13 protein-coding genes are annotated in these 15,847 nt (G+C 68.9%); 4 read left to right on the top strand and 9 right to left on the bottom strand.

The window, feature by feature from the left end:
- Window positions 1-295 precede the first annotated feature (295 nt).
- Both AB0M87_RS01480 and AB0M87_RS01485 read right to left on the bottom strand, forming a co-directional pair.
- The gene (locus tag AB0M87_RS01480) at window positions 296-1,480 is read right to left on the bottom strand and encodes an ROK family transcriptional regulator (RefSeq protein ID WP_365849184.1); all 1,185 of its coding nucleotides are present in this window, start codon (window positions 1,478-1,480) and stop codon (window positions 296-298) included.
- A gap of 381 nt (window positions 1,481-1,861) precedes the next feature.
- Window positions 1,862-2,887 carry an ATP-dependent 6-phosphofructokinase gene (locus AB0M87_RS01485; protein ID WP_365849185.1) on the bottom strand — a complete coding sequence of 342 codons (1,026 nt, stop codon included), beginning with the start codon at window positions 2,885-2,887 and terminating at the stop codon, window positions 1,862-1,864.
- Window positions 2,888-3,123: 236 nt separating this feature from the next.
- Between AB0M87_RS01485 and pta the strand changes: the two genes are divergently transcribed.
- The 3 genes from pta (at window position 3,124) to pyk (ending at window position 7,916) form a co-directional block, all read left to right on the top strand.
- On the top strand, window positions 3,124-5,205 hold the full coding sequence (gene pta, locus AB0M87_RS01490) for a phosphate acetyltransferase (RefSeq protein WP_365849186.1): 2,082 nt from the start codon (window positions 3,124-3,126) through the stop codon (window positions 5,203-5,205).
- Complete coding sequence (locus AB0M87_RS01495; protein WP_365849187.1) at window positions 5,202-6,407, top strand: acetate kinase; 1,206 nt, start codon at window positions 5,202-5,204, stop codon at window positions 6,405-6,407. The genes pta and AB0M87_RS01495 overlap by 4 nt, the downstream gene beginning before the upstream one ends.
- A gap of 81 nt (window positions 6,408-6,488) precedes the next feature.
- On the top strand, window positions 6,489-7,916 hold the full coding sequence (gene pyk, locus AB0M87_RS01500) for a pyruvate kinase (RefSeq protein WP_365849189.1): 1,428 nt from the start codon (window positions 6,489-6,491) through the stop codon (window positions 7,914-7,916).
- Window positions 7,917-8,015: 99 nt separating this feature from the next.
- On the opposite strand, the gene AB0M87_RS01505 is transcribed toward pyk, so the two are convergent.
- The 4 genes from AB0M87_RS01505 to AB0M87_RS01520 form a co-directional block, all read right to left on the bottom strand.
- The gene (locus tag AB0M87_RS01505; RefSeq protein ID WP_365849190.1) at window positions 8,016-9,332 is read right to left on the bottom strand and encodes a hypothetical protein; all 1,317 of its coding nucleotides are present in this window, start codon (window positions 9,330-9,332) and stop codon (window positions 8,016-8,018) included.
- Window positions 9,322-9,906, bottom strand: coding sequence for a DUF6114 domain-containing protein (locus AB0M87_RS01510; protein ID WP_365849191.1), 585 nt, complete (start codon window positions 9,904-9,906; stop codon window positions 9,322-9,324). The genes AB0M87_RS01505 and AB0M87_RS01510 overlap by 11 nt, the downstream gene beginning before the upstream one ends.
- 94 nt (window positions 9,907-10,000) lie before the next feature.
- Entirely contained in the window at window positions 10,001-10,633 is a 633-nt protein-coding gene (locus AB0M87_RS01515; RefSeq protein WP_365849193.1) for a DUF6230 family protein, read from the bottom strand.
- Window positions 10,634-11,247: 614 nt separating this feature from the next.
- The gene (locus AB0M87_RS01520; RefSeq protein WP_365849195.1) at window positions 11,248-12,225 is read right to left on the bottom strand and encodes a tetratricopeptide repeat protein; all 978 of its coding nucleotides are present in this window, start codon (window positions 12,223-12,225) and stop codon (window positions 11,248-11,250) included.
- A gap of 241 nt (window positions 12,226-12,466) precedes the next feature.
- Here AB0M87_RS01520 and AB0M87_RS01525 point away from each other — a divergent pair, with 241 nt between their 5' ends.
- On the top strand, window positions 12,467-13,153 hold the full coding sequence (locus AB0M87_RS01525; protein WP_365849196.1) for a TetR/AcrR family transcriptional regulator: 687 nt from the start codon (window positions 12,467-12,469) through the stop codon (window positions 13,151-13,153).
- Here the strand turns inward: AB0M87_RS01525 and AB0M87_RS01530 are convergent.
- The 3 genes from AB0M87_RS01530 to AB0M87_RS01540 all read right to left on the bottom strand — a co-directional run bounded on the left by AB0M87_RS01530 (window position 13,129) and on the right by AB0M87_RS01540 (window position 15,814).
- The gene (locus AB0M87_RS01530) at window positions 13,129-14,829 is read right to left on the bottom strand and encodes a methylmalonyl-CoA mutase family protein (RefSeq protein ID WP_365849197.1); all 1,701 of its coding nucleotides are present in this window, start codon (window positions 14,827-14,829) and stop codon (window positions 13,129-13,131) included. The genes AB0M87_RS01525 and AB0M87_RS01530 overlap by 25 nt on opposite strands.
- Window positions 14,830-14,903: 74 nt before the next feature.
- Window positions 14,904-15,242 (bottom strand): DUF3817 domain-containing protein, encoded by a 339-nt coding sequence (locus AB0M87_RS01535; protein WP_365849199.1) that lies wholly within the window; start codon window positions 15,240-15,242, stop codon window positions 14,904-14,906.
- Window positions 15,243-15,304: 62 nt separating this feature from the next.
- A complete protein-coding gene (locus AB0M87_RS01540; RefSeq protein ID WP_365849201.1) occupies window positions 15,305-15,814 on the bottom strand; it encodes a MarR family transcriptional regulator in 510 nt (169 codons plus the stop codon).
- Between the last annotated feature and the right edge of the window lie 33 nt (window positions 15,815-15,847).

The following is a 15,847-nucleotide window of genomic DNA, read 5'->3' on the forward strand; positions in this document are numbered from 1 at the left end:
CTTCGCTGCCCCGCCATCGATGCGGTGGTGCCCGGGAGTCCGTCCGCCGGTGGCAACCCGCGGAGGCGGGTGACGCGAGCTGTCGACGGCCCGTCGGCAGGCATGCCGAAGGGACCAGCCGTACGTGACGGCGGTGAAGAGGGACTTTGGGCGTACGGTGCCGTGCGCTGTGCAGAGTCAGAAGTGCGAGTCCGTTGTACGGAGTCTTACGGGGCGCGGTCCCGCAAGGGCGCGAGACGTCCACCTTCGGGGCGTGCTGGGCGACGGCGCGCGTCCGCACCGTCCTGTCGCTGTGTCAGGCGGGTGAGAAGACGTGGTCGCTGATCATTCGGGTGGCGCCCACCACGCCGGCGGTGGAGCCGAGTTCACTGAGGACGATCGGCAGACTGCCGGTCGCCAGCGGTAGGGACTGCTGGTAGACCTGGGTGCGGATGCTCGCCAGCAGGGTATGGCCCAGGCCGGTGAGTCCGCCTCCGATCACCACCAGCCCGGGATTGAAGAAACTGACCAGGCCGGCGATCACCTGACCGGTGCGGGCGCCGCCCTGGCGGATCAGATCCAGGGCGGCACCGTCGCCGGTCCCGGCTGCGGCCGCCACATCGGCCGAGGTGAGCCGGCCCGCCGCCGCCAACCGGGCGGCCAGTTCCGGCGAGCGGCCGGTCTCCTCCGCGACGGCTGTGGCGTCCCGTACCAGGGCGTTGCCCCCGAAGTACGCCTCCAGACAGCCTCGGTTGCCACAGGCACAGGGCAAGCCGTCCGGCTCCACCCGGATGTGCCCGATGTCGCCCGCACTGCCGGTGACCCCACGGTGCACGGTGCCACCCACCACGATCCCGCAACCGATACCGGTACCGATCTTGACGTACAGGAAGTCGCGTGCGCTGCGGGCCACCCCCGAATGCTGCTCGCCCAGCGCCATCAGGTTCACGTCGTTGTCCACCAGGACCGGGCAGCCCAGTTCCTGGCTCATCGCCTCCCGGACGGGAAAACCGTCCCAGCCCGGCATGATCGGTGGAGCGACCGGTACTCCTTCCGGGAAGCGCACCGGGCCGGGTACCCCGATCCCGGCACCGTCGTAGTGGTCAATCGTGCCGGCGTCGCGCAGTTTGGCGGCCATGGCGAGCACTTGCTCGAAGACGGCGACCGGGCCCTCCCGCACGTCCAGAGGCTGGGTCAGGTGGCCGAGGACCTTCAGTTCGGCGTTGGTGACCGCGACGTCCACCGAGGTAGCGCCGATGTCAACGCCGAGAAAACGCAGCGTCGGTGCCACGCGCATGTTGTGCGAACGCCGACCGCCCCTCGACGCGGCGAGACCGTCCTGAACCACGAGTCCGGTCTCCAGCAGGCGGTCGGTCTCCACCGCCAGCTTCGAACGCGAAAGGTCGACGTGGTCCCCGAGCGCGGCCCGCGATTGCGGCCCCAGGTCGCGGAGAATATGAAGCAACCGCGCTTGGTGCATGTTGGCCGGACGAGCTGTCATACGCCTCACGTCACCCCTCCCGCCGTCGTCGGCAGCTGTCCGCGCCACGGCCCGGGAGGGCAGGAGCGCGACTTCACGGGGACCGTAACATCGGACCACCGGACAGGAAAGAACTTTTGCTGATTTCGATGCACTTTTGCTTTCCGAAGGAAAAACGGTGCTCGTGAAGACGCTTCCGCGGGCACACCGACGGGCCGCTCCGCGGGAGTGTCGCGTGGCCCGGCCCGTCGAGCGAGCACCCGGCTCCCGGGACTTCCGGGCCACGGGCGAGGGCCGACGACAACCGCCCGCGACGGCGCCGGCATGAGCCACGGCATCGCGGAGCCGGGCGGGCCCGCAGAAGCGCTGGAGGCACGCCGGCCCTGAAGGCCGGTCACCGCACTAGAAGACCGACTCCGCCTCGAACATCCGGCTCCCGTCGACCGTCTTCAGATGCGTCACCGCGTCAGCCAGCGGCACCATCGTGATGTCCGTGCCGTGCAGCGCCGTCATGTTGCCGAAGTCGCCGCGGTGCACCGCCTCCACCGCGTGCCAGCCGAAGCGGGTCGCCAGCACCCTGTCGTACGCGGTGGGGGTGCCGCCGCGCTGGACGTGGCCGAGGATGACCGGGCGGGCCTCCTTGCCCAGCCGCTTCTCCAGTTCGAGGGCAAGCCGAGTGCCGATGCCGGCGAAGCGTTCGTGGCCGTACTGATCGATGGTGCCCTTCTCGTACGGCATGGAGCCCTCGGCGGGGTGCGCGCCTTCAGCGACGCAGATGACCGCGAAGCGCTTGCGGCGGGCGAAGCGCTCCTCGACCATCTTGACCAGGTCGTCGACCTCGAAGCGACGCTCGGGCAGGCAGATCCCGTGCGCGCCGCCGGCCATCCCGGACTCCAGGGCGATCCAGCCGGCGTGCCGGCCCATCACCTCGACGACCATCACTCGCTGGTGCGACTCGGCGGTGGTCTTCAGCCGGTCGATCGCCTCGGTCGCGACGCCGACCGCGGTGTCGAAGCCGAAGGTGCGGTCGGTGCCCGAGATGTCGTTGTCGATGGTCTTCGGTACGCCCACCACCGGCATGCCCGCGTCGGAGAGCATCCGGGCGGCGGTGAGCGTGCCCTCGCCGCCGATGGGGATCAGCGCGTCGATGCCGTAGCGCTCGGTGAGCTCGGCGCAGTTCTCGGCGGCCTCGCGGAGCCGGTCGCGTTCCAGGCGGGCGGAGCCGAGGATCGTACCGCCGCGGGCCAGGATGCCGCTGACCTCGTTGAGGTCCAGGGGGCGGTAGTGGCCGTCGAGCAGACCCTTGAAACCGTCCTCGAAACCGATGATCTCGTCGTTGTGGCCGGCCACGGCACGGTGCACGACCGAACGGATGACTGCGTTCAGGCCGGGGCAGTCGCCGCCTGCGGTGAGGACTCCGATGCGCATCGTGCTGTGTCTCCTGCTCCTCGTGGTACCTCTGAGCCATTCCGATTCTTCCACGGCCTGTCGGAGTGACGCGTTCCCCGCCACTCCGTGGACAGGCGACGTACCCAGGCCCGAGGGTACTGTCAAGAAGGCGCGCCCGGCCTCAGGGGGCGGTGGGGACCGGCTCGCCCCCTACGGAATGCCCCGGAAGAGCAAGGCCGGCAGCACGGCCGGAAGAGCAAGGACGGAGAGCACGCGTGACGCGCAGCGTGTACGTGACCGGGATCGATCGCGGCGACGGCCGCCAGGTCGTGGAGCTGGGGGTCATGGAGTTGCTGACCCGCCAGGTGGACCGGGTGGGCGTGTTCCGGCCACTGGTGCACGACGGACCCGATCTGATGTTCGACCTGCTCAGGTCGCGGTACCGGCTGAGCCAGGACCCGGCGTCGGTCTACGGGATGGACTACCGGGAGGCGTCCGCCCTGCAGGCCGAACAGGGCACCGACGAACTCGTCTCCCGGCTGGTCGGCCGCTTCCACGAGGTGGCGCGGGACTACGAGGTGGTCCTCGTCCTGGGTACCGACTTCGCGGCCACCCAGCTCCCCGACGAGCTGGCGCTCAACGCCCGGCTCGCCAACGAATTCGGCGCTTCGGTGATCCCGGTGGTCGGCGGCAAGGGCCAGACCGCCGAGTCCGTACGCGCCGAGACGCGCAATGCCTACCGCGCCTACGACGTGCTCGGCTGCGACGTCATCACCATGGTCGCCAACCGGGTCGCCCCGGTGGACCGCGCGGCCATCGCCGAAGGCCTGCAGACGCAGCTCCCGGTGGACTGCTCGGTGCTGCCCGACGAGCCGGCCCTGGCTGCTCCGACGGTCGCCCAGATCACCCGCGCGCTCGGCGGCACGGTGCTGCTCGGTGACGACTCCGGGCTGGCCAGGGACGCGCTGGACTTCGTCTTCGGCGGCGCGATGCTGCCGAACTTCCTCAACGCCCTGACGCCGGGCTGCCTGGTGGTGACCCCGGGAGACCGCGCCGATCTGGTGGTGGGCTCGCTCGCCGCGCACAGTGCGGGAACCCCGCCGATCGCCGGCCTGCTGCTGACCCTGAACGAGCGTCCCGGCCCGGAGATCCTCACCCTCGCCGACCGGCTGGCACCGGGCACTCCGGTGGTCGCGGTCACCGAGGGCTCGTTCCCCACCGCGGGTGAGCTCTTCTCCCTGGAGGGCCGGATGACCGCGGCCACGCCACGCAAGGCGGAGACCGCGCTGGGCCTCTTCGAGCGTCATGTCGATACCGCGGGCCTGCTGAGCCGGCTCTCGGTGGCGCGCAGCGGCCGGGTCACCCCGATGATGTTCGCGCACGACCTTCTGGAGACCGCGCGCGCCGACCGCCGCCGCGTGGTGCTGCCGGAGGGGACCGAGGAGCGGGTGCTGCGGGCCGCGGACGTCCTGCTGCGCCGCGGCGTCTGCGATCTGACGCTGCTGGGTGACGTGGACACCATCCGCAAGAAGGCCGCCGACCTGGGCGTCGATCTGTTGAAGGCCGACATCGTGGACCCCGAGACGTCCGAGCTGCGCCAGCGGTTCGCCGAGGTGTACGCGAAACTGCGGGAGCACAAGGGCGTCACCGTCGAGCTGGCCTACGACGTGGTCGCCGACGTCTCGTACTTCGGCACGCTGATGGTCCAGGAGGGGCTGGCCGACGGCATGGTGTCCGGCGCGGTGCACTCCACGGCGGCGACCATCCGGCCCGCTTTCGAGATCATCAAGACCAAGCCGGAAGCCTCGATCGTGTCGTCCGTCTTCTTCATGTGCCTGGCCGACAAGGTGCTGGTGTACGGCGACTGCGCGGTCAATCCGGACCCCGACGCGGACCAGCTGGCGGACATCGCCGTCCAGGCGGCCGCCACCGCGGCCCGGTTCGGCGTGCAGCCGCGGATCGCGATGCTCTCGTACTCCACCGGAACCTCGGGCTCCGGCGCGGACGTCGACAAGGTCCGCCAGGCCACCGAGCTGGTCCGGGCGGCCCGCCCGGATCTGCGGATCGAGGGGCCGATCCAGTACGACGCGGCGGTCGAGCCGTCCGTCGCGGCGACCAAGATGCCGGACTCCGAGGTCGCCGGTCAGGCCAGCGTGCTGATCTTCCCGGACCTCAACACCGGCAACAACACGTACAAGGCGGTGCAGCGTTCGGCCGGGGCCGTGGCCGTCGGTCCGGTACTGCAGGGGCTGCGCAAGCCGGTCAACGACCTCTCGCGCGGCGCGCTCGTCGTGGACATCGTCAACACCGTCGCGATCACCGCGATCCAGGCCCAGGGCCAGGAGGGTTCCATATGACCGCCACCCGCATCCTGGTGCTCAACTCCGGGTCCTCGTCGGTGAAGTACCAGCTGCTCGACATGGCGGACAACGTGCGGCTCGCCGTGGGTCTGGTGGAGCGGATCGGTGAGGAGACCTCCCGGTTCAAGCACACCCCGCTGTTCAGCGGCGGTGAGGCCCGGGAGCGGAACGGGCCGATCGCCGACCATACGGCGGCCCTGAAGGCGGTCGCCGCCGAACTGGCCGCCGACGGTCTCGGTCTGGACTCTCCCGAGCTGGCCGCGATCGGCCACCGGGTGGTGCACGGCGGGCTGCGGTTCACCGCGCCGACCGTGGTGGACGATGCGGTGCTCAAGGAGATCGAACGGCTGGTGCCGGTCGCCCCGCTGCACAACCCGGCCAACATCATCGGTATCCGCACGGCGCGGGAGCTGCGGCCCGACCTGCCGCAGGTCGCCGTGTTCGACACGGCCTTCCACACCACGATGCCGGAGTACGCGGCCCGCTACGCCATCGACGTGGAGACCGCGGACGCGCACCGCATCCGCCGTTACGGCTTCCACGGCACCTCGCACGCGTACGTCTCCCGGAAGACCGCGGCGCTGCTGGGCAAGGCACCGCGGGACGTCAACGTCATCGTCCTGCATCTCGGCAACGGCGCGTCGGCATCGGCGGTGGCCGGCGGGGTGTGCGTGGACACCTCGATGGGACTCACCCCCTTGGAAGGTCTGGTGATGGGTACGCGGTCGGGTGACACCGATCCGGCCGTGATCTTCCATCTGGCCCGGGTGGCCGGGATGTCGATCGACGAGATCGATGTGCTGCTGAACAAGAAGAGCGGCCTGGTCGGACTGTGCGGCGACAACGACATGCGGGAGATCGTGCGGCGTATCGACGAGGGCGATGAGCGAGCCCGGCTGGCCTTCGCCCTGTACGTCCAGCGGCTGAAGAAGTACATCGGCGCGTATACGGCCGTGCTGGGCCGGGTGGACGCCGTGGCGTTCACCGCGGGCGTCGGGGAGAACTCGGCGCCGGTGCGCGCAGCGGCCGTCGCGGGCCTGGAGGGGCTGGGTCCTGCGGTGGATCCCGAGCTCAATGCCGTACGTTCCGACCAGGCCCGGCTGATCTCCCCGGCCGGCTCCCGGGTGGCGGTCGCCGTTGTCCCGACGGACGAAGAACTTGAAATTGCCCAACAGGTTCATGCCCTGGTCAACGGCTGACACCTGAGCGCCATCTCGCCCATTTGTACTTTCCACCAGGCGGAATATTCCGCAGCGAAACAAACCGATAGGATCCGCCCCATGCGCCGTTCCAAAATCGTCTGCACACTGGGCCCTGCCGTCGACTCCTATGAGCAGCTGAAAACGCTCATCGAGGCCGGTATGAATGTGGCCCGCCTGAATATGAGCCATGGGTCCCACGCTGAGCACGAGGAGCGGTATCACCGTGTCCGGAAAGCCGCGGAGGCCTCCGGTCACGCGGTGGGTGTGCTCGCCGACCTGCAGGGCCCGAAGATCCGCCTCGAGACCTTCGCCGAGGGCCCCGTCGAGCTGGTGCGCGGTGACGAGTTCACCATCACCTCCGACGACGTGGCCGGCGACCGGACCATCTGCGGCACCACGTACAAGGGTCTGCCCGGGGATGTCGCCAAGGGCGACCCGATCCTGATCAACGACGGAAACGTCGAGCTCAAGGTCACCTCGGTCGAGGGCTCGCAGGTCAAGACCATCGTCATCGAGGGCGGTGTCATCTCGGACCACAAGGGCATCAACCTGCCCGGGGCGGCGGTGAACGTCCCCGCCCTGTCCGAGAAGGACATCGAGGACCTGCGCTTCGCGCTGCGGATGGGCTGCGACCTGGTGGCGCTCTCCTTCGTACGCGACGCCGGCGATGTGCGGGACGTCCACAAGATCATGGACGAGGAGGGCCGCCGGGTCCCGGTCATCGCCAAGGTCGAGAAGCCGCAGGCCGTCGCCAACATGGAGGGCGTCGTCGCGGCCTTCGACGGCGTCATGGTCGCCCGTGGCGACCTGGCCGTCGAGTACCCGCTCGAGAAGGTCCCGATGGTGCAGAAGCGCCTCATCGAGCTCTGCCGCCGCAACGCCAAGCCGGTGATCGTCGCGACCCAGATGATGGAATCGATGATCACCAACTCGCGCCCGACGCGCGCCGAGGCCTCCGACGTCGCCAACGCCATCCTGGACGGCGCGGACGCGGTCATGCTCTCCGCCGAGTCCTCGGTCGGTGCCTACCCGATCGAGACCGTCAAGACCATGTCGAAGATCGTCGTGGCGGCCGAGGAGGAGCTGCTCTCCAAGGGCCTCCAGCCCCTGGTCCCCGGCAAGAAACCGCGCACCCAGGGCGGCTCGGTGGCCCGCGCGGCCTGTGAGATCGCGGACTTCCTCGACGCCAAGGCGCTGGTCGCCTTCACCCAGTCCGGCGACACGGCCCGACGCCTCTCCCGCTACCGCACCTGCCAGCCGATCCTGGCCTTCACCACGGACGAGTCGATCCGCTGTCAGCTCACGCTGAGCTGGGGCGTCGAGTCCCACGTCGTCCCGCACGTGGACAACACCGACGCGATGGTCGAGATCGTCGACGCCGAACTGCTGAAGCTCAAGCGTTACAGCGACGGCGACAAGATGGTCATCACCGCCGGTTCGCCCCCCGGCGTCCCCGGCACCACCAACATGGTCCGGGTGCACCACCTCGGCGGCGAGAGCGCGTAGTCCCGCCGTCGGCCGTCATGACGGTGGCCCGCACCCCGAATCGAGGGGTGCGGGCCACCGTCGTTTCCGCGGCTCCCTGGCGGTGCTTCGGACGGCGGATCAGGCGCCGGTGAAGTAGTTCTGAAGGCCGGGGACCGTGAGCGTGCCGCCGAACTGGCCCGCCTGCTTCACCGTGACGTTCGTGAAGAAGGCGAACGGCACGTTGATGGGTGGCGGGGTCTCGGGGCTGAACGTGATCGGGATGAGGCCGAAGAGGTTGCCCTTCAGCGACTCCGTGTACATGGTGACCGTGCCGTTGCGGATCGTGGACGTCGAGCCGGCGGCCGCCTTCACGTGGCCGGTCGAGCCGTTCGGGCCGACCGTCAACTGGTGCAGGTCCTTGATGTCCACCGACTTCGAGGTGAACTTGAGAACCTTCTTGATCTTTCCGCTGCCGGTCCGGACCTCGACGATGCCCTTGTAGTCGAGACCACTGAGGGTGAGCATCGAGCTCTTCAGCGTCCACGCATCGTCCGGAAGAGCGGGGATGCCCTGCTCCAGGTCGGCCGCGGCGAGCGCCTTGGGGTCCGCGGTGGGGCACGGGAAGGACGGCTTGGCGCCGTCCGGTATCGCGGTGTCCGCCTTCGGAGCCAGCCCCTTGGCGTCCGCAGGCAGTTCCTCGACGGACTTGCCGGCCTGGGCCGCCGCGTCGCGAATCTTCTGGGCGGTGTCGTCCGCCGTCTTCTTCGCAGCGGCGCTGACCGTGTCCGTGACCTTCGAGACGGTCTTGTCGACCGTCGTGGAGGCGTCCGTCTTGGCGGCATCGTCGGACGCCTTGGACGCGTCGCTCGACGCGGAGGCCGACGGAGTCGGGGACGGACTGGCCGTGTCCTTGTCCGAGCCGCCGCCGAGCAAGCTGCTGAGCGCGTCACCGACACCCAGCGGGTCCAGCGGGTTCTTCGTCTTCGACGCGGTCGGCGACTGGTCCGACGAGGAGGCGGTGGACTTCTTGGCCACACTCCCGGTCGGCGACGGAGACGGCTCGGCCGACGTGCTCGCGGACCCGTCCTTCGCCTGATCGGCCGTCTTCGTCTTGTCCGCCGTCTTCGCCTTGTCGGCGGACGACGAACTCGACGCACTGGCGGACGGGCTCGGCGATTCCGAGGGCTTCGCCGAATCGCTCGGCTGGTCGGAACGCGTGACGCAGGGGCCGGCCGCGAACGGAATGTCTCCGCTGTCGTCGGCCATCGCCAGCTTGGGGGTGAGCCCCATCCCGACGACCACCGCGGTGGGCATCGCAGCAAGGGCTATCGCCTTGCTGGTGGGAATGTGCAGCTTCGTCAGCAACGACTTCCGGGGGGCCGCGTGACGCCCCCCTCTTCGCTCGGAGAGGTCGTCGCCTTCGGTGGTACTCAGCTGCGATTCGTCACCCCGCACGGTGCCTCCCACCATTGGCATCCACTGTCGTGTCGTCGTTGTGCGCGGCCGGCTGCTGTCCGGGGACGACCGCCGGCTGGAACGCGTCGAAGCCGCTCACGCGCTCCGGCCCGTCAGGCGTCCCGCCCTGCGGGGACACGCCCTCGGGCTCGCCCTCGGTCGGCACGGCCGGCGCCCTGTCCGGCTTGGCGGGCGCCCAGGAGAGGGCGAGTGCACCACCGAGCGCGGAGAGCAGGAAGCCGAGAACGAAACCGCCGATGTTGGACACCGGGAGGGAGATCAGCGCGAGCAGGATCGCCGCGATGCCCGCGAACACCCTGACGACGCTGTGGAACCACATCGTCACACCGAGCGTGATGAGCAGTACGCCGATGATCAGCGACCCGGCGCCCCCGGTGGTGGACATGGCGATCGTCATGTTCCCGAGGTGCATGTTGGCGTACGGGAAGTAAATGATCGGCCCACCGCCCGCCAGGGTGAACAGGCCCGCCCAGAAGGGTCGGCTTCCCCGCCAGTCGTGGAAGCGAAGCCGCCAATAGGTGAAGGTGCGGGAACCCGTGGACTCGGCGCTCATGGAAAACAGCTCCCTGGTACCGGTGTTGCTGAGAGATAGAGAGATTCGGGCGGCCGGGAGACACGTGCTGCGCCCCCCGGCCGCCCCGGCATGCTTAGTAGCACTCCTGGTCGCCGGACTTCAGCCGCAGGCTCAGGTTGCTGAGCTTGAAGGTGCCGGCCGTGGTCGCCCACGCCGTCTGCTTCACGTGAGTCAGGGTCGCCTCTTCGGCTCGCTGCGCGAAACCGTTGGGGTTGACCTTCTTCTCCGTGCCCTTCTGGATGCCCGCGTCGCCGGCCGCAACACCGATGTCGATGTTCTTGAACGTCGCGTCGGCGTCGAGGCTCTCGACATCGAGGTAGAGGTTGGTGGCCTCGACCGGGTGCTTGGCGTCCGTGCCTGCGTGCAGCTGCAGGGTGACGTCACCGAGCCCGAACGGCAGGTTCGGAGTGACCACCGACTGGCACATGTTCGTGATGGTGGCGTCGCTGAAGCCCGACACCGCCACCGCGTGCGCGGCGTCCTTACCGTCAAGGCTCTTGCCGGTGGCGACGCTTCCGTACTGAACGAAGTTATGACCGTGCAGCTGGTCCGCAGTGACCTTGAAGCTCTGTCCGGACACGCTGAACGACGCGGCGAGCGCGCCCTGCGCCAGGCCGACGCCCACCGCTGCGGTCGCGACCACGGTCGGAACCATGACCAGCGCGAACCGCTTCCATCTGGTTCCGCCACGTATCTGGGAACTCACTAATTTCCTCCTTCTCGGACGTACATCTCCGGATCGGGTCGAGCCCGTCCTGGGATGGGAGAAGTGCTACGTCCTCGGGAAGGAGAGCGCCCGTATCAGAAGCGGGAACCGCGACCGATGCACTGGCGATCACCCCCGAGCGACAACCACTGGCCACGCCTTCGCGTAACCGCTGGACAGGCCCCGCCGGGTAGCAGGAACCCCCCTGTCCCCGGCCGGCATTGCTGCCGCCGACCGGCTCGGTGGGGACCCAAGAAGTTACCCGCGCGACCGGATGCCGCGCTGGTGCGTTATTGGACCGAGCGTGGCCGATCGTCGTGCATTCGCGGCTGTGACACAAGGGGCTCATTACCGACTAGTAACGGCCCGGTAACCGAACCGCGACCAGGGGATATCGAGCGGGCACGCAGGGTGTGGCCGACACCGTCGCCACATGGGGTGATAGTCGCCCACATTCGGGCAGAATCCCTCGCTCCGCTTACTGCGAGTAACAGACAACCGCAATTGCCAAGTTTTGGCAAAGTGCGGCTGTCTGTTGTCTCTGTGTCGCCAAATCGTCAGCCACAACTCATCAGTGGCGCACGTTTAGTGACTGTTCAGAGCAGCGTGACTGTTCAGAACAGCACGCGGGCGAGAGCGGAGCGCGCAGCGGTGACCCTCGGATCCTCCGAACCGATCACCTCGAAGAGGTGCAGCAGATGCACCCGGGCTGCCTCGCGGTCGTCACTCGCAGTGCGCTGCACCGTCTCGACGAGTCGCCCGAAGGCATCCTCCACATGGCCGCCGACCAGATCGAGATCGGCCGCGGCGAGCTGGGTCGGGACATCCGTCGGCTTCTCCGCCGCGTCCTTGCGCACCTGCTGCGGATCCAGCTTCTGCACGCGCGAAAGCAACTCGGCCTGAGCCAGGCCGAGTTTGGCCTCCTCATTGCCCGGATCGTCGACCAGCACGTTCTTGTACGCCTGGATGGCACCACCGAAGTCGTTGGCATCCAGCGCCTGTACGGCCGCTTCGAGCAGGGCGTCGTAGGGGCCCGCCGGCGCCGCGGTGGGCGCCTCGTCGCCGGCCGGCGGCGCGGCGTCCGGGTCGACGGCGATGCCGGTGAGACCGAAACGCTCCTCGCCGACCTGGATCAACTGGTCCAGGGTCTGGCGGATCTGCGCCTCGGGCGCGGCGCCCTGGAAGAGGGGCAGCGCCTGGCCCGCGACAACGGCGAACACGGCGGGGATCCCCTGGATCCCGAACTGCTGCATCAGCATCTGGTTGGCATCGACGTCGATCTTGGCGAGGACGAAGCGGCCGTTGTAGTCGACGGCGAGCCGCTCGAGCAGCGGGCTGAGCTGCTTGCACGGCTCGCACCACTCGGCCCAGAAGTCGATGACGACCGGGACTTCGGCGGAGCGCTGGATGACATCGCGCTCGAAGCCCGCTTCTTCGACATCGATCACCAGGGACGCTGCGGAGACGGCCGCGGGGCCGCCCTGCTCGGCGGCTTGCGCGCGCGCCTGCTCCGCCTTCTGCCGGGCCTCGCCGGCGGCCTTCACTGCGGCGAGGTCGACGACGCCGCTCATGGACATGTTCCTAGGCTGCATACGTACATCCTCCCCCCTCCGCCGCTCGTTCCGAAAAGCTGTCGGCCCGATTCACCGTGTTGCGGCGCGGGGTCCCCACCCTGCGCCAGTGGATCGTCATGTGGTCGTCGCGTGATCCGTGGTCCTTACGCTACGACTCGTAGCGTAACTCGTTGATCGCGAGCGGCGCGCGTGTTTTCGTTTCCCAGTTTTCGTGATCTGACTCACGGCGCCGGAATTACCGACGGGTATGGTCGCGGGCATGTCCTTCAGCAAACACGCCCGAACGGGTCGCCCGCGCAGCACGGAGGCCGATACCGCGATCCTCGATGCGACGCGGGCGGCGCTGGTGGAGCTGGGCTGGTCCAGGCTGACCATGGGCGATGTGGCGACCCGCGCCGGGGTGGCGAAGACGACCCTCTACCGGCGCTGGGCGAACAAGAACGAGCTCGTGGTGGACGCGGTCGCGGTCCTCTTCGACGAACTCGACCTGCCGGACCGGGGCAGCCTGGCGGACGACATCGAGGGCGTGGTGCTGCAGTTCGCGGCGCTTCTCGCCCGGCCCGAGACCAAGACGGCGCTGATGGCCGTGGTCGCGGAGTCGATCGGCGACGAGGCGCTGCGGGGCCGGATCCGCTCGGCGATCGTGGACCGGCAGAAGCGACTGGTGACGCTGGGCCGCGAACGCGCCCAGGTGCGGGGCGAACTCCCCTACGAGGACGACCCGGACGCCTCGGACCGGCAGACGGACCTGATTTTCGACGTGGTCGCCGGAGCGGTGGTGCACCGCGCCCTGATCAGCGCCGAACCGGTCGACGCCACCTGGGCGCGGGACTTCACTTTGCTGCTGTGTACGGGGCTGACCCCGGCGGCCCCGCCGGGGGCGGCCGGCATCGGAGCCGCCGCCCCCACGACGGTGACCCGTCAGAACCCGGGCGGCTCCGTGTAGACGCCCCACTCCTCGCGCAGTACCCCGCAGATCTCGCCCAGCGTCGCCTCCGCCCGTACCGCGTCCAGCATCGGCTCGATCATGTTCGAGCCGCCCCGGGCGGCGGCCAGCATCGCGTCGAGCATGGCGCGGACGCGGGTCTCGTCGCGGGCGGCCCTGCGGGTGGTCAGATCGCGTACCTGGTCGCGCTCCACCTCGTGGCTGACCCGGAGGATCTCCAGATCGCCGGTGACCGATCCGTGGTGGCAGTTGACGCCGACGACACGCTTGTCGCCCTTCTCGACCGAACGCTGGTACTGGAAAGCCGATTCGGCGATCTCGCCGGTGAACCAGCCGTCCTCGATGCCCCGCAGGATGCCGGAGGTCATCGGGCCGATGGGGTGCTGCCCGTCCGGGTGGGCCCGCAGGCCGCGTTCCTTGATCTGGTCGAAGATCTTCTCGGCGTCGGCCTCGATCCGGTCGGTGAGCTGCTCGATGTACCAGGAACCGCCCAGCGGGTCCGCCACGTTGGCCACGCCGGTCTCCTCCATCAGCACCTGCTGGGTTCGCAGGGCGATCTCCGCCGCCTGCTCGCTCGGCAGGGCGAGGGTCTCGTCCAGCGCGTTGGTGTGCAGGGAGTTGGTGCCGCCGAGCACCGCGGCCAGCGCCTCGACCGCCGTACGGACCACGTTGTTGTACGGCTGCTGCGCGGTCAGCGAGACACCGGCCGTCTGGGTGTGGAAGCGCAGCCACTGCGCCTTTTCGCTCTGCGCGCCGTACACGTCCTTCATCCAGCGGGCCCAGATCCGGCGGGCCGCGCGGAACTTGGCGATCTCCTCGAAGAAGTCGACGTGTGCGTCGAAGAAGAAGGAGAGGCCCGGCGCGAAGACGTCCACGTCCAGGCTGCGGGAGAGTCCGAGCTCCACGTAGCCGAAACCGTCCGCCAGCGTGTACGCGAGCTCCTGCGCGGCCGTCGAGCCCGCTTCGCGGATGTGGTAACCAGAGACCGAGAGCGGCTTGTACGCGGGGATGGCGGCCGCGCAGTGCTCCATCAGATCGCCGATGAGACGCAGATGCGGCTCGGGCTGGAAGAGCCACTCCTTCTGGGCGATGTACTCCTTGAAGATGTCCGTCTGGAGCGTCCCGTTGAGCACGGCCGGGTCGATACCCTGGCGCTCGGCGGCCACCAGGTACATGCAGAAGACCGGCACGGCCGGGCCGCTGATCGTCATCGATGTGGTGACGTCGCCGAGCGGGATGTCCTGGAAGAGGACCTCCATGTCGGCGGCCGAGTCGATGGCGACGCCGCAGTGACCGACCTCGCCCAGCGACTTCGGCTCGTCCGAGTCGCGGCCCATCAGCGTCGGCATGTCGAACGCGACGGACAGGCCACCGCCCCCGTTGGCCAGGATCTTCTTGTAGCGCTCGTTGGTCTGCCGCGCGTTCCCGAAGCCGGCGAACTGCCGGATCGTCCACGTGCGGCCTCGATAGCCGGTGGGGTACAGACCGCGGGTGTACGGGTACTCACCCGGCCAGCCGATCCGCTCGAACCCCTCGTACGTGTCGCCGGGCCGGGGCCCGTAGACCGGGTCCACCGGGTCCCCGGAGAGCGTGGAGAAATCGGCGTCCCGCTTACGGGCCTTGTCGTACCTGGCCTGCCAGCGTCGGCGGCCCTCTTCGATGGCGTGAGCGTCCATACCACCGAAGATACTTGGACGTCCTAGTATCTGTCGAAGGGGGACCGCCCGCGCGGTGCGCGGGCGGCTCGGAACTACGCCTTGGCTGCGACCGGGGCCGGGTCCCTGACCAGGGGCTCGAGCTCCCGGGAGACCTTGCGCTCGACGAAGAAGGCCGCCGTCGGAACGGTCCCGGCCAGCAGCACCCAGATCTGCTTGGCCACCGGCCACTTGGCCTTGGAGCCCAGATCGAAGGCGAAGATCAGGTACACCACGTACAGCCAGCCGTGCGCGATACCGACGACGCTGACGAAACCGGTCGCCCCGTTGATGTCCAGGAGGTACTTGGCGATGACGCCGAGGGTCAGCAGGACCAGCAGCACACCGGTGACGTAGGCCATCACCCGGTAGCGGGTCAGCACGCTTCGTTTCATGCACTCGAGCGTAACCGGACGCAACGGGCGATCTTCGGGCGGGTCGCCACCGGGAGCCGTGGTCAGCGCTCCTCGAAATCCTCCGCGGCCACCCGCAGCGGCCTGAGCATCGCGAAGATCTCGCCGCACTCCTCCGCGTCGTACGCGCCGAGCCCGAAGTCCATCTCCATCAGCTCCTTGGTGGCCGCCTCGACCACCTCACGGCCCTTGTCGGTGATGGAGGCCAGCGTGCCGCGCCCGTCGTTCGGATTGGGGCGCTTGTCGACAAGTCCGGACCTCACCAGCCGGTCGACGGTGTTCGTCACCGAGGTGGGATGCACCATCAGCCGCTCACCGATCTTGGACATCGGCAGTTCGCCGGCCTTGGAGAAGGTGAGCAGCACCAGCGCCTCATAGCGGGCGAAGGTCAGCCCGTACGGCTTGACGACCGCGTCCACCTCCGCGAGCAGGATCTGGTGCGCACGCATGATGGAGGTGATCGCGGCCATCGAAGGGACGGGCCCCCAGCGCTGCTGCCAGAGTTCGTCGGCGCGCGCGATGGGATCGAAGGCAAGACTGAGCGGCTTCGGCACGGCGTCGACCCTACCGGCCGGTCATATGACGGT

Source organism: Streptomyces sp. NPDC051320, assembly GCF_040682175.1.
In the GTDB taxonomy this organism is placed as follows: domain Bacteria; phylum Actinomycetota; class Actinomycetes; order Streptomycetales; family Streptomycetaceae; genus Streptomyces.